The organism is Kitasatospora sp. NPDC042419 (assembly GCF_056437345.1).
On sequence record NZ_JBWKAW010000003.1, the window covers coordinates 42,132 to 61,950 of the forward strand.

Below are 19,819 nucleotides of genomic sequence, written 5' to 3' on the forward strand. Positions count from 1 at the left end.
CGCCTCCCCGAAAACGAACGGCCGTGCGAGGATCGCGGTGAGGGCGGTACCGGTGCGTTCCCGGCGCCGTCCGGTACGGACGAGGTCAGGGGGACAGGACGTGTGTACGGCGTTCGTGAGCATCGAGCCGTCGGCGGCGGTACCGGTACTGCTGCTCTCGGTGCGGGACGAGTACGCCGGACGGCGGTGGTCCCCGCCCGGCCGGCACTGGCCCGCGCAGCCCTCCGCGGTCGGCGGGCTCGACCTGGTCGCGGGCGGCACCTGGCTGGCGGTCGGTCCCGGCGGACCGGGCGAGGGCCCGGTGGCGGCCTGCCTGCTGAACGGCTTCGGCACCCCGGCTCCTGCGCAGGCCCGGCAGTCCCGCGGCGGACTGCCACTGCTCGCCGTCCGCGGCGGCCGGATCGACCGGCTGGACCTCGACCGGTACGACCCGTTCCACCTGGTGGTCGCGCGGGCCGGCGGCGCGCGCGTCCTGAGCTGGGGCGGCCCCGGCGGCCGGCTCGCGGAGCTGGAGCTGCCCACCGGGCTGAGCGTCGTCCTCAACGACGGCCCGGAGGGGCTGGCGGAGAACCGGACCGCCTCCGAGCGGATCCGCTCGCTGATGGCCGCCCGGGCCGCCCGCTTCCGCGCCCGCTTCGAGGCGACCGCCCGCCCGCAGCCGCTTCCCGGCGCCGCGCCGACGGGGGAGGCGTGGGGCGGGTGGCTGCCGATCGTCGCGGGCGACGGGCTGCCCCTGGACGACCCGGCGGCGCTGGTGCAGCGGCGCGAGTTCGGCGACGGCCGGATCTGGGGCTCGTCGTCGATATCCCTGCTCGCCTTCGGGCCGGGCGGGGTGCGGTACGACTTCGGCCCGGCGCCGGTCGAGGGCGACGGCGGCTGGCGGCAGGTGGGGGCTGACACCGCGGGCACCGCGGTGGGGAGCGCGACACCGTAGTCGACCGGGTCGAGCAGTCGGCAGGAGGTCAGCGGGTCGCACGGCGAGCACCGTGCGGATCGGTAGTCCACGGCTCCGGCCGGAGGACCGTGAAAACCGCGTGGCCGCCCGGGAAACCCTGGGCGGCCACTGCCGTGTCCCGTACGGGGACCGGCTGCTCGGTCGGGACTTCGGTCAGGAACGGTGCACGATGACCTTGTCGCCGACCCGGGACTCGTCGAACAGCTTCCCGATGAGCGCCTTGTTCCGGACGTTGACACAGCCGTGCGAGGCGCCGCTGTAGCCACGGGCGGCGAAGTCCGGGGAGTAGTGCACGGCCTGACCACCACTGAAGAACATCGCGTACGGCATCGAGGTGCCGTACAGCGTGGAGACGTGGTTCCTCGACTTGGAGTTCACGCTGAACGCACCCTCACGGGTGGGCAGTTCCGCCGAGCCGAAGCGGACCTCGAAGGAGTACTGCGGGACACCGTCGATGATCCAGGTCAGGGTGCTGGTGGTCTTGTCGATGCACATCGCGCGGCCCGTCATGCAGCGCGGGTCGTACTTGCCGTCCGTGGCCGGCGGCTTCGCGGCGCCGGTCGTGGGCGCCGCCGGGCTCGGGGTACCGGTCGCCGGGGCGGACGGCTTGGCGGAGGCGGTGGGCTTGGCGGAGGCGGACGGCTTGGCGGAGGCAGCGGCCGAGGGCTTGGCGCTCGCCGACGGCTTGGCGCTCGCCGAGGAGTCGGCAGCCGGCACGACGGGCTTGGCCGTGGGCTTGGCCGTGGGCTTGGCCGACGGGGCGCTCGGCGTCTGCGGAGCGGGGGCGCTCGACGGCCCGGCGGCCGGGGTGGTCGGCGCGGGTGCCACGGGGGTGGCCGACGGCTGCTCGGCCGGGGTGGTCGGCGCGGGTGCCTCGGGGGTGGTCGGCGCGGTCGTCCCGGGGGTGGTCGGCGCGGTCGTCCCGGGGGTGGCCGGTGCACTGGCGGGTGCACTGGGAGCACCGGAGGCGGCGGCCGCGGTGTTGTTCTCCGGCGAGGACTGGCCCCCGCACGCGGCGAGAGCCAGCATGCCGGCTGCGGTTGCCGCGACCATCGCTATACGTGTCTTGCCCACTTGTTTCCAGCTCCCCCGTGACGTGCGTGTACAGGCGGTCGTACGAGCCGCTGCCTGGGCGGTTTGTGCCCGCATCGTCAGAGTGCCATACCAGGTGTCCTGGTTCTGTCACAACAGAGTGCGGGGCCGGCAACACCCCCGCCACGGTGGTCCGGTGGGTCCGGCCGCGCTCCGGGAACCCCTCTCGAAGAGCCACCGGACCACTCCACGACCGCCGCACCACGACATGCCCCGGGCCCTGGCCGGAAGGGCCGGCCGACGGTCCTGGAGTCGGGCCGGCGGAGATCCCGGTGAGCAGCCGGCTACGGGATCCGGTACTCCTGCGCCTTGTTGCCCGGAGTGCAGACCGTCATGGTGAGCTGGGCGCCCGCGCCGTTGTCGGTGAGGCAGTTCTGGCCCATGTAGTCCTTCAGGTAGAAGGCGCCGGGGGTGGTCGCGGCGGTGACCGTCCAGTTGGTCAGGAAGCTGAAGCCGTTGGAGAGGATGACCTTGCCGTCCATCTCCTGCACCAGCGGCGGGGCGCTCAGCTTGCACGGGTTGAACTGGTGCCAGCTGCTCGGGACGGTGTGCACCCAGCCGTAGGCGGTCGCACCGCCCATCACCACGGCCTGGCCGCCCGCCAGGCCGTCCTGGGAGAGACCGACCCGCAGGCCGTCGCCGACGTTGGTGATGTAGCCCCAGTTCGTGCCGCCGCAGCCGGCGGCGGGAGCGGCGGCCGGGGGCGGGGCGGCCTGGGACGACTGGCCGGCGGCGGGAGCCGACGGCTGCGGAATGGTCGGCGGGGCGGAGGGAGCCGGGAGCGCGGGCGGGTCGGCGGGCGCCGGGGCACCGGGCTGCGGTGCGGTGGCGGCCGTCGGCTTCTGCGGTGCGGTGGTCTGGGCCGTGCCGGTGGCCGCCTTGGTCGGGGCGGCGGACGGCGGGGTGGTCGCCGACGCGCCGGCCCCCGGCGGGGTGGCGGGCAGCGCGCTGCCGGGTGACGCGGTCGTGGGCGAGGCGCTCGCGGGCGGCGCGGTCGTGGGCGAGGCGGCGCCCGGGAGCGGCGCGGCCGGGGCGGTCGCGGTGACGGTCACCACGGCGGACGGCGCCGCGTCCGGCGTCTGCGCCTCCGAGGTGAACGGCGCCTTGTCGATGAGCAGCACGGTGGCCGTCCCCACCGAGATCACCACCGGGAGCACGACCGGCACCAGGAAGCCGCGCCGCCGGGTGCGGCGGACGGGTTCCGTGGTCGCCCGGGGTTCGACCTTGCCGACCTCGGCCGCCGGTTCGGCGGGCGCCGCAGGAGCCGCAGGTTCCGCAGGTGGAGCCGCGGGTGTGGCCGGCGCCGCAGGGACCGCCGCCCCGCCCGGGGCCACCGCCGCACGGGCGGCGGCGGCCATCGCGGCGGCGTCGGCGAAGCGGTCCCCGGGCTGCTTGGCGAGCGCCGTCGCGACGAACGCCCGGACCGCCGCCGGGAAGGACTCCGGCAGCTCCGGCACCGGCTCCCGGAGGTGCTTGAGCGCCACCTCCAGCATGCTCTCGCCCGTGAACGGCGGCTTGCCGGTGAGCAGTTCCCAGCAGACCACGCCGATCGAGTAGAGGTCCGCGGCGGGCGTGATCGCCTTGCCCTCGGCCTGCTCGGGCGCCATGTAGAGGGCGGTGCCGATCACCGCGTGCGAAGCGGTGAGCCTGGTGCCGGCCATCGCGCGGGCGATGCCGAAGTCGGTGACCGTCACCCGGTCGTCGGCCCGGAGCATCAGGTTGGACGGCTTCACGTCGCGGTGCACGATGTCCCGCCGGTGCGCCGCGTGCAGGGCGTCCAGGGCGGCGGCGAGCAGGCCGAGTGCGCGGTCCGGCGCCAACGGCCCGTCCTCGGCGAGCACCTTGTCCAGCGGCCGGCCGTCGATCAGCTCCATGACGATGTAGGCGGCACGCTCGCCGTCCTCGTCGGGGCCCTCCTCGCCGTAGTCGTGCACGTCCACGATGCCGGGGTGGCTGAGGGCGGCGAGCAGTTGGGCCTCGCGGCGGAAGCGCTGGGCGAAGGTGCCGTCCTCCAGCAGCGCCGCGTGGAGGATCTTCACCGCGACCTGCCGCCCGAGCACCGAATCGTCGGCCCGCCAGACGGCGCCCATCCCCCCGCCGCCGATCCGCGCGGTCAGCGTGTAGCGCCCACCGAGCACGGTCCCCCGACCACTCATGCCTCGCCCCTCCGTCCGATCCGACCGGACGGGTCGGCAGGCGAACAGTCTGTCATGCCTCCTCGAACACCCGGTCGGCCCTCCCGCCCCGCTGCGGCAAGGGTGTTGAGCAGCGCCGGAGCACTCCGCACCCCAACTCGGCGGGCCGACCGGCACGAAGGCCTGCGGCACCACCATGGTCGGCGTAACCTCACGGCGGGGCAAGGTGGTTGAGGCATCCGCCCGCCCGCCGGACGGTGAAACCCAGGGGGTGGCGCAGTGGCATGGAAGATCGGACGTCGGCGCGGCGGACCGGACCCCGGGGGCGACGACCGGTCGGACCCGTCCGGCGGCCGGGTGCCCGCACCGCTCCTGGTCCGCGCCCTCCTCGCCGAGCGGTCCGGACGCGCCGGCCGGCCCGGCAAAGCGGCACGCGAGTACCGCAAGGCGGCCCTGGACGCCTCGCGGACGCCCGGCCCGGACGATCCGTTCACGCTGCAGATGCGCCATCAGGCCGCCCACTGGACCGGAGAGTCCGGCGCCCCGGAGGCGGCGGCCGCCCTGTACGAGCGACTGGCGGCGGACCGCGAACGCGCCCAGGGCCCGCAGCACCCCGACACCGAACTGGCCAGGCACCAGACCGCCCACTGGCACGGCCGGGCCGGAGACCACGAGCGCGCCATCGCGCTCTACACCGAACTGCACGCCGCGGCCGAGCAGGCCGGCCGCACCGAGTCCGCGCTGGACCTGCTGTGCAACGTCGGCGACTGGCAGCGGGCGGCCGGACGGACGGCGGCCGCCCTGCGGACGTTCGCCCGGATGCTGCGGGACGCCGAGCGCGAACTCGGCCCGGACCACCCGACCAGTGGGGTCGCCCGACGCCTCTACGCCGAACTCGCCGGCGACCTGCCGCTCGGCCACGACCACGGCCAGCGCGGCCTGGAGGCCCTCCGCACCGCCGCCCACCAGGTGCTCCGCTCCGGTGACCCGGCACGGGCGGCCAGGATGTACGAGAAGGCCGCGGAGGCCAGCGGGCGGCTGTACGGACCCGACTCCGAGGAGCACCTCAAGGACGAGTTCCACCGGCTGATGGCGGCCAGGACCGCCGACGGGGAGAGCGGCGGGTCGGCGACCGGCCTGCCGGCCGTCCGGGTGCCCGGCGCCGCGGGCCCGGGCGGTCCGGGGGCCGCACCCGAACAGCCGACCGTCTTCCACCCGGGCGCCCGGGCACTGAGCGGCTGGCGCTCGCCGGCACGGGCGGAGCCCTCCGGCACCGGCGCCCGGCCGGCGACCATCGGCCCGTACGAGGTCCTCCAACCGGTCGGCCGGGGCGGCTTCGGCGAGGTCCACCTCTGCCGGGACGCCGACGGCATCCTGATCGCCGTCAAGACCCTGCACGAGGACCGGGCGGCCGTCCCGGCCCACCGCACCGCCTTCGCCCACGAGGTGCAGGCCGCCCGACGCGTCCGGGACCGGTTCACCGTGCCGGTCGTCGCCGCCGACACGGATGCCGCGAGGCCGTGGCTGGCCGTCCCGTACGTCGCCGCGCCCTCCCTGGAGGAGCTGACCCGGCGGGGCGGGCCACTGGACGAGCGGCTGGTCCGCGGCGTGGGCGCGGGAATCGCCCTCGCGCTCGTCGACATCCACGCGCAGGGCATCGTCCACCTCGACCTGAAACCCGGCAACGTCCTGCTCACGGCGGACGGCCCGCGCCTCATCGACTTCGGGGTCGCCCAGATCGCGCGGCTGACCGGCCCGCGCCGGGGCTTCGCCGGCACCGTCGCGTACGCCTCCCCCGAACAGCTCGACGACCACGAGCAGCTCACCCCCGCGAGCGACGTCTTCTCGCTCGGCACCCTGCTCGCCCGGCTCGCCCTCGGACACAGCCCGTGGGGCGACGGCGACTCCCGCACCCTGAGGGATCGCGTCCGGTTCGGCGAGCCCGATCTGACCGGGCTGCCGGCGGGGTTGGCCGCCCTGACCGCGCGCTGCCTGCGGCACGACCCGGCCGACCGCCCCACCCCCGCCGAGGTCGCCGAGGAGCTGGTCCCCGGCACCTCCGCCGCCGGAGCGGTCGAGTTGCCGCCCCTGCCCGAGGCGGCCCTCGCCCTGCTGGCCGAGCGCACCACGGGCCCGGCCACCTGGCGGTTCGGGCTGCTCGTCGCGACCTGGACGGTGGCGGCGGACGGCACGGAGACGGAACCCACCGATCTGACCTACCTGGCCACCTCGGCCTACCACCCCGCGCCCGAAGCGGCGGAGGAGCCACCCGCGACCTGACCGGCCGACCGGGGTGGCCGACCGGGGCGGGAGTGCTCCGACCCCTGCCGCGCGCAGGAGGTCGGCCGGTCCGACTTCCTGCGCGGGGGCTCCGACGAGGAGGGGCCGCCGGGTGGTGGCAAGTTGGTGCAGGGGGCGCGGAAATCCGTTTCGAGTGTCGCCCCGGCGCCTCTACGGTGGCGCGGTGATGACACAGGTGATCGTTCTCAACGGTGGATCCAGCTCGGGGAAGTCCGGGATCGTACGGTGTCTCCAGTCGGTCCTGCCGGACCCGTGGCTGGCCCTCGGGACGGACACGCTGGTCGACGCGATGCCCGCCTCCCTGCGGACGGCGGACGGCGGCATCGAGTTCGCTCCGGACGGCGAGGTGATCGTCGGGCCGGAGTTCCGGACGCTGGAGGCGGCCTGGATCGAGGGGATCGCCGCGATGGCCCGCGCGGGCGCCCGGGTCGTCGTCGACGAGGTCTTCCTCGGCGGAGCGGACTCACAGCGGCGATGGCAGAAGGCCCTGGGCGAACTGCGGGTGCTGTGGGTCGGCGTCCGGTGCGACGGTGCGGTGGCCGCCGGCCGTGAGGTGGCACGAGGCGACCGGACCCCCGGGATGGCCGTCTCCCAGGCGGATGCGGTCCACCGGGGCGTGGTCTACGACCTGGAGGTGGACACCGCGCACGCCGAGTCGATGGAGTGCGCGAGGACCATCGCCGCACACGTCCGGTGACCGGCCACCCGCCTGACCCGGCTGACCCGGCTGACCTGCACAGTCTCGACGAGGGCGGCCGTGGTCGGTACCTGACGGACCACCCCGAAAATTGCGGCGGCCCGGGCCGCGGCAGCTTCTAGGATCTTCCGCATGGCAACAAGACTCGTGCAGATCAACATGAAGGCCCAGGACGACTCCGTACTCGGACGGTTCTGGGCGGAGGCACTCGGTTGGGGTGTCGACAGCGAGGGACCCGGCGTGACGAACCTCGAACCCGTCGGCTTCTCCTACCCCGACCCCGCGGCCGTCTGCATCGACATCATCACCCGCCCCGAACCCAAGACGGTGAAGAACCGGGTGCACCTCGACCTGGCCACCACCTCCCCCGCCCACCAGGCGGAGTTGGTCGCGCGCCTGAAGGACCTCGGCGCGACGCTCGCCGACGTGGGCCAGGGCGACGTCCCCTGGACGGTCATGGCCGACCCGGAGGGCAACGAGTTCTGCGTCCTGGAACCCCGCCCCGTCTACGGGGACACCGGGCCGATCGCCGCGGTGGTGGTCGACTGCGCCGACCCGCGCGCGGTGGCCGGGTTCTGGGGCGAGGCGACGGACTGGACGGTGCACGAGGTCGCCGACGACCACGCCTCCCTGCGCTCCGCCCAGGGCGTGGGCCCCTACCTGGAGTTCGTCCGCACCCCCGACGCCAAGAGCGGGTGGAACCGCGTCCACCTCGACGTCGCCCCCTACCTCGGTCAGGACCTGGCAGCGGAGGAAGCCCGACTGCGCACCCTGGGCGCCACCGACCCGGGGATCGACCAGTCCGCGATCTCCTGGAGGATCCTGGTCGACCCGGAGGGCAACGAGTTCTGCCTGCTCTCCCCGCGCTGACCCGGAGCGACGGCGCCGGCCCGGTTCCGTGATGGCGGTGCGGATCGTGGTCACGCCCGCCACCGTGGGACGGCCGGCCGCCGGGCCCGCCATGCCTCTTCGGGCCCGGCGGCTGCGCGAGAAGTCGGACGGGCCGACTTCTCGCGCGGAGGCGTCAGCGTCGGCGGGCCGCCCAGTGGCGGTGGATCGCCCGGCTGAGGGCGGAGTTGGCGAGGACGGTGCCCGCGCAGAGGACCAGGAGGAAGAGCAGGTTGGCCGCACCGGAACCATGACGGCGGACCGAATGGCCGGCGAGCGCGGCGAGCGCCGTGCCGGCCGCCACGGAGGCGGCCGAAGCGGCGATCAGGAGCACGCGGGGCGGGCGGCTCATCCGGCCCGGCGCCCCGGATCCGGTGGGGCGCCGGGCGACAGGGGGCCGGGCAACGGGGGGCCGACGTACTCGGGGCGGGTGGTCCACTCGATGCCGCCGCCGACCGGGCGGAGGTAGAGGCGGCCGCCGACGGTGTCCATGTAGACGCCGGTCCGGCGGGTCCGGCGGTCGTGGACGAGCTGACCGCGCACGGGGCCGGCGGGGGTGGTGGGGACGGGCGATGGCTCGTTGGTCATGGGGTGCGGGTCGCTTCCGGGATCACTTGGCGGCGAGACGGACGGTCACCAACCGGCCGGTGACGGCGACGACTTCGGCGGCCAGCGGGACGCCGCCGGCCGCGTTGAGGGTGACGGGAAGGCCGGAGGTGGGCCGCCAGGACTTCCGCTCGCTCTGCTCACGGCGGGCGCGGACACCGTCGCGGATCACGTCGACGAGCTTGAGGACGACGGAGGTCGGCGCGGCCCCGAGGTCGATCAGGACCACGCCGGTGACGGAGGCGCAGTTCCAGTCGATCCCCGTGGAGGGGAGGGCGGTTCCGGCGGCGGCGAGGGTCGCCTTGAGGTCGCCGAGGGCCTCGGCCGCCTCACGGCGGTCGTCGGCGGTGATGCTTCTGAGCCTGGAGGACATGGCGCTGCTCCTGTTGCGGTGGTCTTTTGCGATTCCCTCACCAGAATCAGGCAGTCCGACTACGCTGAGAAGCCGATTGGTCACCGCAAGTTGATTGTTCGGAGGCGGAGCCCCGATGACCACCCCAAACAGCCTGCCGCCCGGGAAGACGCCCAGGGAGTACTACGGCTCCGAGCTGCGGCGTCTTCGTGAAGCTGCCGTACCGAGGATGTCCCAGGAGAAGCTGGGCGCGCTGACATTCGTCTCCGGTACGTATATCGGTCAATTGGAGAATGCCGTGCGGGCGCCCCAGATCGATCTCTCGCTGCGCATCGACGACATCCTCGGCTCGGGCGGAGTGCTTGAGCGCATTCATGAGTTGTTGGAGTACTCGCGTTTCGCCGACTACTTCAAAGAAGCCGCCGAGCACGAGTCCCGCGCGGTGTCGATCTGCGAGTACGCCGGGAGTGTGGTGCCAGGACTGCTGCAGACCACGGACTATGCGGCAGCACTGTGTCTGGGCGGACAGCCACTGCTCTCTGACGACGAGCTCGCGGAACTCGTCGCCGCAAGGATGGACCGACAGCGACTGGTAAGTTCCCCAACCGGACCGGAGTTGTGGTTCATCCTGGACGAGGCGTTGCTGCGTCGCGTCGTCGGAAGCCGCCGGATCATGGCGGACCAGCTCCGACACATTGCCGCTCTGATCATGCGCCGGCGCTTGATCGTTCAGGTCGTCACCTATGAGGCGGGAGCGCATGCGCTGCTCAGCGGCATGCTCTCGTTGATGACCTTCGCCGACGCTCCCCCGCTGGTCTACATCGAGGGCCAGCATGCCGGACAACTGATCGACGATACCCAGTTGGTCGCCAGATGCCAGCGGTCATACGATCTCGTTCGGGCCGCCGCATTGTCGCCGGAGGCGTCCCTGGCCCTGATCCTCTCGGCGGCGGAGGACCACGAGAATGCTCAAGAGCAATGACCGCTCCGCCCGGTGGCGGAAGAGCAGCTACAGCAACGCCGAAGGTGGCTCCTGCGTCGAGGTGGACGACGCCGTCCCCGGGCGGGTGCGGGACTCCAAGGACCCCGACGGGCCCGACCTCACCTTCACCCCCGCCGCCTGGCAGTCCTTCGTCACCGCCGTCCGCGCCGGCGAGTTCGGCGCCGCCTGACCCCGGCTCAGCGCAGGAAGTCGTCCACCAGTTCCCCTAGCACCTCCGGGTGTTCCAGGTGGAGGTCGTGGCCGGCGGCGGGGATGGTCACGGCTGTCGCGTCCGGGCGGCGGCGGAGCATCTCCGCCAGCTCCCCCTCCCCGATGATCCCGTTCTGGCCGAGCACCACCAGCGTGCGGCAGGTGATCCGGTTCCACTCCTCCCACCACGAGCGGTGGGTGTTCTCCTCCAACGACCGCGCCATCACGTCGACGTCGAAGCGCGGCCACCAGCCGTCCCCGCGTTCCTCCAGCCCCGCCGCCCAGCCCTCGCCGACCGGCCCTTCCCCGATGAACCCGGCTGCGGCCTCGCGCGAGGGGAACGGCACCGGCCACGACGCGAACCAGCCGACGATCCCCGCCACCGTGTCCGGGTCCGATCCGGCCGGACCGGCCTCGACCATCACCAGTGCCTCGACGAGTTCCGGGTGCGCTGCGGCCGCGAGCATGGCGGCGTGTCCTCCGTAGGACTGGCCGATCAGGACCGGTCGGTGGAGACCGAGCCCGTCCGCGACAGCCACGACGTCCGCCACGTACGCGGCCCGTGAGACGTCGGCCGGCCACCGTTCGCTCGCCCCGTGCCCGCGCTGGTCGACGGCGACCACCCGCCACCCGGTGCTGAGCCGTCGGGCCAGCGCGTCCCACTCCCCCACGTGCCCGGCCAGACCGTGCAGAAGCACGACGGGCGGGCCGTCGCCGCCCCAGTCACGGCAATTGAGACGGACGCCGTCCCGGATCACGACGCGTTCGGTCCAGGTCATGCGGATGCCTCCAGGGTGCGGGCGCGGTGGGTGAGGTGGCGGCGCTCCGGTGCGCTGGTCGTCCGCCGTGCGGCCGCCCGGTAGGCCTCGACGGCGGCCCCGGTGTCGCCGAGCAGCTCCAGCAGGTGGGCGCGGGTGGCGAGGAGGCGGTGGTGGCGGGCCATCCGCTTGTCGGCGTCGAGCCCGGCGAGGGAGGCGAGCCCTGCCGCCGGGCCCTGCACCATCGCCACCGCCACCGCCCGGTTGAGGGTGACGAACGGGTTCGGGCCGAACCGCTCCAGCAGGTCGTACAGCACCAGGATCTGCGGCCAGTCCGTCCCGTCCGCGTCCGGCGCCTCGTCGTGGACGGCCGCGACGGCGGCCTGGAGCTGGTACGGGCCGACCCGACCGCCCGGCAGGGTGCGTTCCAACAGGGCGACGCCCTCGGCGATGAGCTCCCGGGACCAGAGGGTCCGGTCCTGCTCGGCGAGCGGCACCAGCTCCCCGCCCGGTCCGACGCGGGCCGGCCGGCGGGCGTCGGTGAGCAGCATGAGGGCGAGCAGGCCGGCCGTCTCCGCGTCGTCGGGCACGAGCCGGTGCAGCAGGCGGGCCAGCCGGACGGCCTCTGTGGAGAGTTCGGGCGCGGTGAGGTCGTCGCCGCCGCTCGCCGTGTAGCCCTCGTTGAAGATCAGGTAGAGCACCTGGCGGACCTCGGCGAGCCGCTCGGCCTGCCCGGCCCGCCCGGCCCGGGGCACCCCGGCCGTCCGCACCGTCTGCTTGGCCCGGCTGATCCGCTGCGCCATGGTCGCCTCCGGCACCAGGAACGCCGCCGCGATCTGCGCGGTGCCGAGCCCGCCGACCGCCCGCAGGGTGAGCGCGATCCGGCTGGGCGCCGAGAGGTCCGGGTGGCAGCAGAGGAACAGCAGCTCCAGCGAGTCGTCCCGGTCGGAGCGCGGGGAGGCGTCCGCCGCCGGGGCGAGCAGCGCGGACTGCGGGGTGGCGACGGCGAGCGCGTCCTCCCGCCGCCGCCGGGCGGACTCGCTGCGCACGGCGTCCACCAGCCGCCGCGAGGCCACGGTCACGAGCCAGCCGCGCGGGTTCTCCGGCACCCCCTCGTCCGGCCACTGGGTGGCGGCCGCCAGCAGCGCCTCCTGCACGGCGTCCTCACAGGCGTCGAAGAGGCCTTGCCCGTACCGGCGGAGCAGCGCCCCGAGGGCCTGCGGCGCGAGGTCGCGCAGCAGGCCCTCGGTCGGGGTCGGGTCGCTCACACGTCCGCCGCGGCGTCGTGCAGGACCGGCCACAGCTCGACCGGGTCGACGTCCGCGAACGGCATGTCGGCGGCGATCTCGCGGGCGCGCTCCGGGCTCTCGCAGTCCAGCAGGTAGAAGCTGGCCAGGTACTCCTTGGTCTCCAGGTACGGCCCGTCGGTGACGGCCGGGAGGCCGTCCTCGCGGCGCACCAGCTGGGCGGCGGCCGCGTCGGCCAGGCCGTAGGCGCCGATCAGCTCGCCGGTGGCCCGGTACTTCCGGTTGAACGCGTCCTGCCTGGCGATCGCGGCCGGCCACTCCTCGGCCGGGAACGCGTCCCACTTGGCCTGGTTGCCGTAGACCATCGCGACGTACTTCATCTCGGGTGTCCTCCTGTTCGGCGCGCCCCTTCCGGCGCGCTCTCACCCCTTGGTCGGAACGGGTGCGGTGCTCTCTACATCGGCCGGAAGGTTTTCTCGGAAGATCTTTCCAGCGGGTCCCGTCGGCCCGGTCAGGCCGTCAGGCCGAGCCGCTCCAGGCGCTCCGGGTCGGTGAAGATGTCCATCGCGACGACCCGGCCGCCGCGGACGGTGAACGCCGCGAGCGAGACCGGGCGGCCCTCGGCGAACGTGGCGACGGCGGGCTCGCCGTTGACCAGCACCAGGCGGGACTCCCCGGCGAACCGGGAGGCGAACACGCTCGCCCCGGAGGCCACCTCGGTCGCGCCACGCCGGACCATGCCGGGCCGCAGCGCACCGCCGTCCGAGCGGGCCACCACCTCGGGGTCGAGGATCGCGAGCAGCGCGTCGAAGTCCCCGCCGCGCGCGGCGCTCAGGAAGGCCTCCACGACCTCGCGCCGCAGGGCCAGGTCGGCGTCGGGCGCGGGCGCGGCACCCTGGACGCGGCGGCGGGCGCGGCTGGCGAGCTGCCGGGTGGACGCCGACGTGCGGCCGAGGACGGGTGCGATCTCGTCGAACGGCACCGAGAACAGGTCGTGCAGCACGAACGCGAGCCGCTCCGCCGGGGACAGCGTCTCCAGCACGATCATCAGCGCGATGCCGACCGAGTCGGCCATCAGGATCTCGTGCTCCGGGTCGATGGCCTGCGCCCCGCCGATGACCGGGTCGGGCAGCCGGACCTCCCGGCCGTCCTGGTCCTGCATCGGGTCCTCGCGCCGGGCCACCCGCGAGCGCAGCAGGTCCAGGCAGACCCGGCCGACCACGGTGGTCAGCCAGCCGCCCAGGTTGGCGACCCCGCTCGTGTCGGCCCGCTCCAGCTTGAACCAGGCCTCCTGCACGGCGTCCTCGGCCTCGCTGAGCGAGCCGAGCATCCGGTAGGCCACGGCCCTCAGGTGGGACCGGTGCTCCTCGAACCGCGCGGCCAGAAAATCGTCCCCGCCCATCTGTCACATCCTCGCGTCGGGATCCGTCAGTGCATTGACGGACGCTAACCGGTCCGCGTGACGGACACGCGGGCCCCCCTGACCCGGAGGACCATCAGATGACCACCCACACCGCCCGGATGAAGAACCCCGCCATGGTCCTGCCGGACGCCATGAAGGGCATCCAGAGCATCTACAAGGCGATGTACCAGGGCGGGGTTCCGCACACCACCCTGGAGCTCGTCCACCTGCGGGCCAGCCAGATCAACGGCTGCAGCGCCTGCGTGGTCGCGGGCGTCACCGGCGCCAAGAAGGCCGGCGAGACGGACGAGCGGCTGCACGCCGTCGCCGCCTGGAGGGAGGCCCCGTACTTCACCGACGAGGAGCGCGCGGCCCTGGCGCTGACCGAGGCCGCGACCCGGATCGCCGACCGCTCCGGGCAGGCCGTGCCGGACGAGATCTGGGACGCGGCGGCGGACCACTTCACCGAGGAGCAGCTCTCCGCGATCATCCTGATGGTCGGGCTGACCAACTTCTTCAACCGGATCAACGCGACGATCCAGGAGCCGGCCGGGGCGACCTGGAGCTGACCGGCCGGTGGTCCGGGGCCGGGCTCAGGACTGGTGCCCGCGCCCCGAGTTCGGCGGGCGGCGCCGGCCCGGGCCCGAGGAGCCGCCGGACCGACCGCCCGACGGACCGGACGACGCGCCGCCGGGCGGACGCTGCCGGGGCGGGCGGCCGGGCCCGAGGGCGGCCTGACGGCGCTGGATCTCCCGCCAGATCCGCGGCGGGCACGGGCCCTGCGGGTGGTCGGAGAGGAAGCTCTCGAACGGCACCCGGCGCGGCACCATCCCGACCTCGACCCAGGACTGCTTGCCGGTCCGGTTCCAGCCCTCGTTCTCCATCCGGATGTAGTCGTCGCGGTGGTCCTTGTCCTTGCTGGTGATCTGCAGGACCTCCGCGTACCCCTGCTGGGCCTGCAGGATCACGCAGTAGTGCCGCGCCGCCTCCGCCCGGTCGCGGAACGGCACCATCGCGACCCACACCTCCCCGGCCTCCGGGCGGGCCACGGTGCGGGTAGCGGTACCGGTGCGGGCGCCGGTGCGGCGCGGCGGGGTCCACTCCCGCTCCGGCGGGCCGCCGGCCCAGGACCGGACGCGCAGCCGCCAGGCCCAGGCGACCGCGCCGACCACGACGCACTGGAGGGCGGGCGCGTCGGTCCCGGTCCCGGTCGCGGCCTCCGCCCCGAAGACCCGGGGGACGAGGAACTCGCCGACCAGGAAGGCGACCAGCGCGGAGAGCCCGGTCAGGGCGGCCGCCCGGGCCGGCACCACCCAGAGCGCGACGCGGCGGCGCCGGCCGGCCTGCCAATCGAGCAGCAGCGCGACCAGGTACGCGACGCCGACCAGCAGCGCCACCTGGGCGGGGGTGGTGTGCAGCGGCGGGGTCTGGCTCTTCATGAGGGCGGGGATCAGGACGGGCAGGGCGAGCAGGTAGCCCAGCACCGTGAAGAAGATCAGCATGAAGACGGCGTTCAGGCATCCCCCGCCGCCACCGGGCCGCCGCCCGCCGCCTCTCGGGCCGCTCCCCGAACTGCCGTACCCGCGCGCCATGTTCGCCACCCCCACCGTGGTCGTCCCGGTCCGGCGCAATGTATCGGACATCCGGTGGTGGCGGGAGGGCGGCGATAATCCCGGCATGACCGCCCGCCGACCCGCCGCCCGGACCTCGCCCGGGGCCGACCCCCGACCCGCCTCCCCGAGCGCCCGCCCCGCCTCCCCGAGCGCCCGGAGCGCCGCCCGGGGCAGCGCGCGGACCGGGTCCTGGACCGCCTTCGGCGGCGACCTGCACCTCGACCTCACCGGGCGGCGGGCCGCCGGCGCCGGGCTGCGGGCCGCCCTGGAGGACGCGCTGCGCGAGGCGGTGCAGGACGGTCGGCTGGCGCCCGGCACCCGGCTGCCGTCCTCCCGGGCCCTCGGCGAGGACCTCGGGATCGCCCGGAACACCGTCGTCGAGGCGTACGGGCAGCTCACCGCCGAGGGGTGGCTCAGCTCGCGGCAGGGGTCCGGCACCACGGTGGCCGAACGGGCCACCCCCCGCCCCGCCGGGCGACCCGCCGCCCTGCCGCCGGGGATCCGGCCCACCGGGCGGCACGACCTGCTGCCCGGGCGGCCGGACCTCTCGCTGTTCCCGCGCACCGCCTGGCTGGCCGCCGCCCGGCGGGCGCTGGCCACGGCGCCGCACGACGTCTTCGACTACGGATCGCCGCTGGGCCGGATCGAGCTGCGGCGGGCGCTCACCGACTACCTGGCCCGGGTCCGCGGGGTGCGCACCGACCCGGACCGGCTGCTGGTCTGCGCCGGGTTCAGCCAGGGCCTCGGCCTGCTCGCCGCCGCCCTGCGCGAGCGCGGCACCGCGCGCGGGCACGGCACCGGCCGCGCCCGCGCCGTGGCCGTCGCCGTGGAGGCGTACGGGCTGCCGCCGCAGCGCGAGGTCCTGCGGGCGGCCGGCCTCGCCCTCGTACCGCTGCCGCTGGACGGGGGCGGCGCGCGCACCGACCTGCTGGCCGGGCCGGCCGCCGCGGCGGCCGGCGCCGTGCTGCTGACCCCCGCGCACCAGTTCCCGACCGGAGCGGCGCTGGCCCCCGACCGCCGGGCGGCGGCCGTCCGCTGGGCCCGCGAGCACGACGGCTACGTGATCGAGGACGACTACGACGGCGAGTTCCGGTACGACCGGCAGCCGCTCGGCGCGATGCAGGCGCTCGACCCGGACCGGGTGGTCTACGGCGGGACGGCCGCCAAGAGCCTGGCGCCGGGCCTGCGGCTGGCCTGGCTGGCGCTGCCCGACGCGCTGGTCGAACCGGTGGCCCGGCTCAAGCGGGTGGCGGACACCATGTCCCCGGTGATCGACCAGCTGACCCTCGCGGAGCTGATCACCTCCGGCCGGTACGACCGGCACGTCCGCCGCTCCCGGCTGCACTACCGGCGGCGCCGGGACCGGCTGGTCGCGGCGCTCGCCGAGCGGGCCCCGCACGTCCGGGTCACCGGGATCGCCGCCGGACTGCACGCCGTCCTGCAACTGCCGCCCGGCGCCGGGCCGGAGGCGGAGCTGGTCACCCGGGCCCGGGCCGCGGGCCTGGTCGTCTCGGGCCTCGCCCCGCACCTCGCCGACCCGTCGCTCGCCCCGGACGCCCCGCCCGCCCTGGTCGTCGGCTACGGCACCCCGCCCGAGCACGCCTTCCCGGCCGCCCTGGACGCGCTCTGCGCCCTGCTGCGCGAGGCGGGGGCGTAGGAAGAGGGCGGAGCGGGAGGGGTCGTGGCCGGGGCGGTCCGCAGCCGGCACGGGAGCGAGCCGGAACGGGAACGGGAGCCGGAACCGCCGCGTCCGGGGCGGGGGCGTCCCGGGCACGGCGGTGGCGGTTCCGCGAGGGGTCGGCGCGGCCCCCGCGGGCTACTTGTTCCGGTTGCCGAGTTCGAAGAGGAGCAGGATGAAGCCGGCGAAGGCGTGGGTGGCGACGGTGTAGATCACCAGCCGGATGCCGACGCGGCGGTTGGCCCACTTGCCGGCGTCGATGGTCTTCGGGGCCGCCGCGGGGGCTGCGGGAGCGGTGGGCGCGGCGGGGACGGTGGTGGCGGGATCAGCCATGGGAGATCTCCTCCGAGTGTTCCGACGTCGGGTCAGTGGTGCGGGGCAGGGCCGCCGCCGAGGCAGAGTTCGCCGCCGGGGCTCTGCAGCAGGGTGTGCATGAAGAGCAGCTCGACCCCGGCCGCCGAGTCGGCGGCGATGCAGTGCGGGGTGAGCGAGTCGAAGTGGGCGGAGTCGCCCTCGGCGAGGAGGTGGACGCGGTCGCCGAGGGTCAGCCTGAGCCGTCCCTGGAGGACGTACAGCCACTCCTCCCCGGGGTGGACGCGGACCACCGCGTCCTGCACGCCCGGGGGGACGTGGACGCGCAGCGCCTGCATGGCGCGGCCGGGGGCGCCCGCCCGCCGGTAGCCCCAGCCGCCGGCCCGGCCGGGTTCGATGGCGCCGCCGCGGACCACCGGGTCGGGTTCGACGAGGCTCTCGCCGAGCAGGCCGGAGACGGAGGTGCCGTAGGCGCGGGCGAGGCCGAGCAGGACGGGCAGCGAGGGCTGCCGCCTCCCGGTCTCCAGTCGGGACAAGTACGCTGGGGAGAGCCCGACCCGGGCGGCGGCGACCTCCAGGGTGAGGCGGCTGCCGAGCCGGTGCTCGCGGAGCCTCGTGGCGAGGCCGGCCACCTCCTGCACCTCGTGGTCGTCGAACTGGTCGCCGGGGGCGGTGGGCGGACCGGCTGGGCTGGTGCTCATGTGTCCAGTGGACACCTCACGTGCCGTACAGGCAAGAAATTTGCCCCGGAGGCAAATCCGCCGCGCGCGCTCGCGCAGGCAGGACGACGCCGGCCCCGGCGGGCCGCCACGGGACGCTACGGCCGCGGGATGTTCCGCAGGTTGGACCGCGCCAGGTCGATCATCCGCCCCACCCCGCCGGAGAGCACCGTCTTCCCGGCCGCCAGCGCGAAGCCCTTCAGCTGGGCGGCGGTGATGCGCGGCGGGATGGAGAGCGCGTTCGGGTCGGTGACCACGTCCACCAGTGCCGGGCCGGGCCGCTCCAGCGCCTCCGCCAGCACCTCGCGGACCCGGGCCGGTTCGGTGACCCGCTTGGCCGGGATGCCCATCGCCCGGGCGATGCCGGCGTAGTCGACGTCGCCGTTGTCGATCTCCGCCTCGGGGTAGCCGGAGACGAGCATCTCCAGCTTGATCATGCCGAGTGCGCCGTTGTTGAACACCACCGTCTTCACCGGCAGCCGGTGCTTGGCCACCGTGAGCAGCTCGCCCAGCAGCATCCCGATCCCGCCGTCGCCGGCCATCGCCACCACCTGCCGCCCCGGGCAGGCCAGTTGGGCGCCGATCGCGTGCGGCAGCGCGTTGGCCATCGAGCCGTGCAGGAAGGAGCCGATCACCCGGCGGCGCCCGTTGGGCTGCAGGTAGCGAGCGGCCCAGACGTTGTTCATGCCGGTGTCGACGGTGAACACCGCGTCGTCGGCGGCCACTTCGTCCAGGACCGAGGCCACGTACTCGGGGTGGATCGGCAGGTGCTTCCCGATGTCCCGGGTGTAGGCGCCGACCACGTCCTCCAGGGCGCGGCAGTGCTTGTCGAGCATGTCGTCCAGGAAGGCCCGGTCGGTCTTCTGTTCCAGCAGCGGCAGCACGGCCCGCAGGGTGGCCGGGACGTCGCCGTGCACGGCCAGCTCCAGCGGGGTGCGGCGGCCGAGCCGGGTGGCGTCGTGGTCCACCTGGACGGTGCGGGCCTGCGGCAGGAAGGAGTCGTACGGGAAGTCGGTGCCGAGCAGGACGACGAGGTCGGCGGAGTGCAGCGCCTCGTGGCAGGCGCCGTAGCCGAGCAGGCCGCTCATGCCGACGTCGTACGGGTTGTCGTACTGGATCCACTCCTTGCCGCGCAGGGAGTGTCCGACCGGCGCGTGCAGGGCGTCCGCGACCGCCATCACCTCGGCGTGCGCCCCGCGTACGCCCGCGCCGCAGAACAGGGTGACGCGGCGTGCGGCGTTGAGCGCCTGGGCGAGGGCCTGCACCTGGGACCACGGCGGCGCGGCGACGGCCTGCTCGGTCAGGAAGCTGCTGGTGCCGGTCGGCCCGGCGGCGGGGAGCGCGGCCACGTCGCCGGGGAAGGCCAGCACGGAGACGCCGCGCGCGCCGAGCGCGTGCTGGACCGCGATCCGCAGCAGCCGGGGCACCTGGGCGGGGGTGGAGACGGTCTCGCACCAGCTGCTGCAGTCGGTGAACACCCGCTCGGGGTGGGTCTCCTGGAAGAAGCCGGTGCCGATCTGGCCGGACGGGATGTGCGAGGCCAGCGCGAGCACCGGAAGACCGCTGCGCTGGGCGTCGTAGAGGCCCTGGATGAGGTGGGTGTTGCCGGGGCCGCAGGAGCCCGCGCAGACCGCCAGGCGACCGCTCAGCTCGGCCTCCGCGGCGGCCGCGAACGCGCCGGCCTCCTCGTTGCGGACGTGCACCCAGCCGATGCCCTCGGCCCGGCGGATGGCGTCCACCACCGGGTTGAGGCTGTCGCCGACCACCCCGTAGACCCGCTCGACCCCGGCCTGCCGGAGCACCTCCACCATCTGCTCGGCCACACTCACCACGGGGCTCTCCTTCACCGGCCGGCGGCTGCCACACGACACC

General features: G+C 74.8%; 21 protein-coding genes. 8 read left to right on the top strand and 13 right to left on the bottom strand.

Translation table 11 applies throughout. The features are described from left to right. Window positions 1-115 precede the first annotated feature (115 nt). Window positions 116-934, top strand: coding sequence for an NRDE family protein (locus AC067J_RS07315; RefSeq protein ID WP_478296985.1), 819 nt, complete (start codon window positions 116-118; stop codon window positions 932-934). A gap of 174 nt (window positions 935-1,108) precedes the next feature. Here AC067J_RS07315 and AC067J_RS07320 read toward each other — a convergent pair whose 3' ends face one another. After that, entirely contained in the window at window positions 1,109-2,029 is a 921-nt protein-coding gene (locus AC067J_RS07320; RefSeq protein ID WP_478296986.1) for a L,D-transpeptidase, read from the bottom strand. 302 nt (window positions 2,030-2,331) lie between these two features. Further along, entirely contained in the window at window positions 2,332-4,203 is a 1,872-nt protein-coding gene (locus tag AC067J_RS07325; protein ID WP_478296987.1) for a serine/threonine-protein kinase, read from the bottom strand. A 258-nt stretch (window positions 4,204-4,461) separates the two neighbouring features. Between AC067J_RS07325 and AC067J_RS07330 the strand changes: the two genes are divergently transcribed. From AC067J_RS07330 to AC067J_RS07340, 3 genes are all read left to right on the top strand, one after another. Then, a complete protein-coding gene (locus tag AC067J_RS07330; protein ID WP_478296988.1) occupies window positions 4,462-6,462 on the top strand; it encodes a serine/threonine-protein kinase in 2,001 nt (666 codons plus the stop codon). Between the two features lie 187 nt (window positions 6,463-6,649). Then, the gene (gene cpt / locus AC067J_RS07335) at window positions 6,650-7,180 is read left to right on the top strand and encodes a chloramphenicol phosphotransferase CPT (RefSeq protein WP_478296989.1); all 531 of its coding nucleotides are present in this window, start codon (window positions 6,650-6,652) and stop codon (window positions 7,178-7,180) included. Window positions 7,181-7,312: 132 nt separating this feature from the next. After that, entirely contained in the window at window positions 7,313-8,050 is a 738-nt protein-coding gene (locus AC067J_RS07340; protein WP_478296990.1) for a VOC family protein, read from the top strand. Between the two features lie 154 nt (window positions 8,051-8,204). Here AC067J_RS07340 and AC067J_RS07345 read toward each other — a convergent pair whose 3' ends face one another. From AC067J_RS07345 to AC067J_RS07355, 3 genes are read right to left on the bottom strand one after another with little or no spacing between them, the layout of a single operon-like run. Beyond that, window positions 8,205-8,420 (bottom strand): hypothetical protein, encoded by a 216-nt coding sequence (locus AC067J_RS07345; RefSeq protein WP_478296991.1) that lies wholly within the window; start codon window positions 8,418-8,420, stop codon window positions 8,205-8,207. Further along, window positions 8,417-8,656 carry a hypothetical protein gene (locus AC067J_RS07350; protein WP_478296992.1) on the bottom strand — a complete coding sequence of 80 codons (240 nt, stop codon included), beginning with the start codon at window positions 8,654-8,656 and terminating at the stop codon, window positions 8,417-8,419. Before AC067J_RS07350 ends, AC067J_RS07345 begins: the two co-directional genes overlap by 4 nt. Window positions 8,657-8,678: 22 nt before the next feature. Beyond that, entirely contained in the window at window positions 8,679-9,047 is a 369-nt protein-coding gene (locus AC067J_RS07355; RefSeq protein WP_478296993.1) for a hypothetical protein, read from the bottom strand. A gap of 115 nt (window positions 9,048-9,162) precedes the next feature. Here AC067J_RS07355 and AC067J_RS07360 point away from each other — a divergent pair, with 115 nt between their 5' ends. Further along, window positions 9,163-10,008, top strand: coding sequence for a helix-turn-helix domain-containing protein (locus AC067J_RS07360; protein WP_478296994.1), 846 nt, complete (start codon window positions 9,163-9,165; stop codon window positions 10,006-10,008). Next, entirely contained in the window at window positions 9,992-10,198 is a 207-nt protein-coding gene (locus AC067J_RS07365) for a DUF397 domain-containing protein (protein WP_478296995.1), read from the top strand. The genes AC067J_RS07360 and AC067J_RS07365 overlap by 17 nt, the downstream gene beginning before the upstream one ends. 7 nt (window positions 10,199-10,205) lie before the next feature. Here AC067J_RS07365 and AC067J_RS07370 read toward each other — a convergent pair whose 3' ends face one another. The 4 genes from AC067J_RS07370 to AC067J_RS07385 all read right to left on the bottom strand — a co-directional run bounded on the left by AC067J_RS07370 (window position 10,206) and on the right by AC067J_RS07385 (window position 13,625). Further along, the gene (locus tag AC067J_RS07370; RefSeq protein WP_478296996.1) at window positions 10,206-10,997 is read right to left on the bottom strand and encodes an alpha/beta fold hydrolase; all 792 of its coding nucleotides are present in this window, start codon (window positions 10,995-10,997) and stop codon (window positions 10,206-10,208) included. Further along, window positions 10,994-12,244, bottom strand: coding sequence for an RNA polymerase sigma factor (locus AC067J_RS07375; RefSeq protein ID WP_478296997.1), 1,251 nt, complete (start codon window positions 12,242-12,244; stop codon window positions 10,994-10,996). Before AC067J_RS07375 ends, AC067J_RS07370 begins: the two co-directional genes overlap by 4 nt. Continuing rightward, window positions 12,241-12,603, bottom strand: a complete 363-nt coding sequence (locus AC067J_RS07380) for a YciI family protein (protein WP_478296998.1) — start codon at window positions 12,601-12,603, stop codon at window positions 12,241-12,243. The genes AC067J_RS07375 and AC067J_RS07380 overlap by 4 nt, the downstream gene beginning before the upstream one ends. Window positions 12,604-12,734: 131 nt before the next feature. Then, window positions 12,735-13,625, bottom strand: coding sequence for a sigma-70 family RNA polymerase sigma factor (locus tag AC067J_RS07385; protein ID WP_478296999.1), 891 nt, complete (start codon window positions 13,623-13,625; stop codon window positions 12,735-12,737). Window positions 13,626-13,723: 98 nt separating this feature from the next. Between AC067J_RS07385 and AC067J_RS07390 the strand changes: the two genes are divergently transcribed. After that, window positions 13,724-14,194, top strand: a complete 471-nt coding sequence (locus AC067J_RS07390; RefSeq protein ID WP_478297000.1) for a carboxymuconolactone decarboxylase family protein — start codon at window positions 13,724-13,726, stop codon at window positions 14,192-14,194. Window positions 14,195-14,218: 24 nt separating this feature from the next. Here AC067J_RS07390 and AC067J_RS07395 read toward each other — a convergent pair whose 3' ends face one another. Beyond that, a complete protein-coding gene (locus tag AC067J_RS07395) occupies window positions 14,219-15,127 on the bottom strand; it encodes a TgpA N-terminal domain-containing protein (RefSeq protein ID WP_478297001.1) in 909 nt (302 codons plus the stop codon). On the opposite strand from AC067J_RS07395, the gene pdxR reads away from it, so the two are divergent. Next, the gene (pdxR, locus tag AC067J_RS07400; RefSeq protein ID WP_478297002.1) at window positions 15,111-16,895 is read left to right on the top strand and encodes a MocR-like pyridoxine biosynthesis transcription factor PdxR; all 1,785 of its coding nucleotides are present in this window, start codon (window positions 15,111-15,113) and stop codon (window positions 16,893-16,895) included. The two genes, AC067J_RS07395 and pdxR, sit on opposite strands and share 17 nt — an antisense overlap. A gap of 159 nt (window positions 16,896-17,054) precedes the next feature. Here the strand turns inward: pdxR and AC067J_RS07405 are convergent, their stop codons facing one another. The 3 genes from AC067J_RS07405 to AC067J_RS07415 form a co-directional block, all read right to left on the bottom strand. Further along, the gene (locus AC067J_RS07405; protein WP_478297003.1) at window positions 17,055-17,249 is read right to left on the bottom strand and encodes a DUF6126 family protein; all 195 of its coding nucleotides are present in this window, start codon (window positions 17,247-17,249) and stop codon (window positions 17,055-17,057) included. Between the two features lie 32 nt (window positions 17,250-17,281). Next, window positions 17,282-17,929: a helix-turn-helix domain-containing protein gene (locus AC067J_RS07410; protein WP_478297004.1), complete on the bottom strand. Its 648-nt coding sequence runs from the start codon at window positions 17,927-17,929 to the stop codon at window positions 17,282-17,284. Window positions 17,930-18,045: 116 nt separating this feature from the next. Beyond that, entirely contained in the window at window positions 18,046-19,758 is a 1,713-nt protein-coding gene (locus AC067J_RS07415; protein ID WP_478297374.1) for a pyruvate dehydrogenase, read from the bottom strand. Between the last annotated feature and the right edge of the window lie 61 nt (window positions 19,759-19,819).

Coding starts and splice junctions, on each gene's coding strand:
- AC067J_RS07415 (WP_478297374.1), bottom strand. CDS start 19,758: ATGGTGGAGGTGCTCCGGCAGGCCGGGGTCGAGCGGGTCTACGGGGTG.
- AC067J_RS07355 (WP_478296993.1), bottom strand. CDS start 9,047: ATGTCCTCCAGGCTCAGAAGCATCACCGCCGACGACCGCCGTGAGGCG.
- AC067J_RS07345 (WP_478296991.1), bottom strand. CDS start 8,420: ATGAGCCGCCCGCCCCGCGTGCTCCTGATCGCCGCTTCGGCCGCCTCC.
- AC067J_RS07340 (WP_478296990.1), top strand. CDS start 7,313: ATGGCAACAAGACTCGTGCAGATCAACATGAAGGCCCAGGACGACTCC.
- AC067J_RS07380 (WP_478296998.1), bottom strand. CDS start 12,603: ATGAAGTACGTCGCGATGGTCTACGGCAACCAGGCCAAGTGGGACGCG.
- cpt (WP_478296989.1), top strand. CDS start 6,650: ATGACACAGGTGATCGTTCTCAACGGTGGATCCAGCTCGGGGAAGTCC.
- AC067J_RS07350 (WP_478296992.1), bottom strand. CDS start 8,656: ATGACCAACGAGCCATCGCCCGTCCCCACCACCCCCGCCGGCCCCGTG.
- AC067J_RS07395 (WP_478297001.1), bottom strand. CDS start 15,127: ATGCTGATCTTCTTCACGGTGCTGGGCTACCTGCTCGCCCTGCCCGTC.
- AC067J_RS07370 (WP_478296996.1), bottom strand. CDS start 10,997: ATGACCTGGACCGAACGCGTCGTGATCCGGGACGGCGTCCGTCTCAAT.
- AC067J_RS07365 (WP_478296995.1), top strand. CDS start 9,992: ATGCTCAAGAGCAATGACCGCTCCGCCCGGTGGCGGAAGAGCAGCTAC.
- AC067J_RS07410 (WP_478297004.1), bottom strand. CDS start 17,929: ATGAGCACCAGCCCAGCCGGTCCGCCCACCGCCCCCGGCGACCAGTTC.
- AC067J_RS07385 (WP_478296999.1), bottom strand. CDS start 13,625: ATGGGCGGGGACGATTTTCTGGCCGCGCGGTTCGAGGAGCACCGGTCC.
- AC067J_RS07405 (WP_478297003.1), bottom strand. CDS start 17,249: ATGGCTGATCCCGCCACCACCGTCCCCGCCGCGCCCACCGCTCCCGCA.
- AC067J_RS07360 (WP_478296994.1), top strand. CDS start 9,163: ATGACCACCCCAAACAGCCTGCCGCCCGGGAAGACGCCCAGGGAGTAC.
- AC067J_RS07325 (WP_478296987.1), bottom strand. CDS start 4,203: ATGAGTGGTCGGGGGACCGTGCTCGGTGGGCGCTACACGCTGACCGCG.
- AC067J_RS07390 (WP_478297000.1), top strand. CDS start 13,724: ATGACCACCCACACCGCCCGGATGAAGAACCCCGCCATGGTCCTGCCG.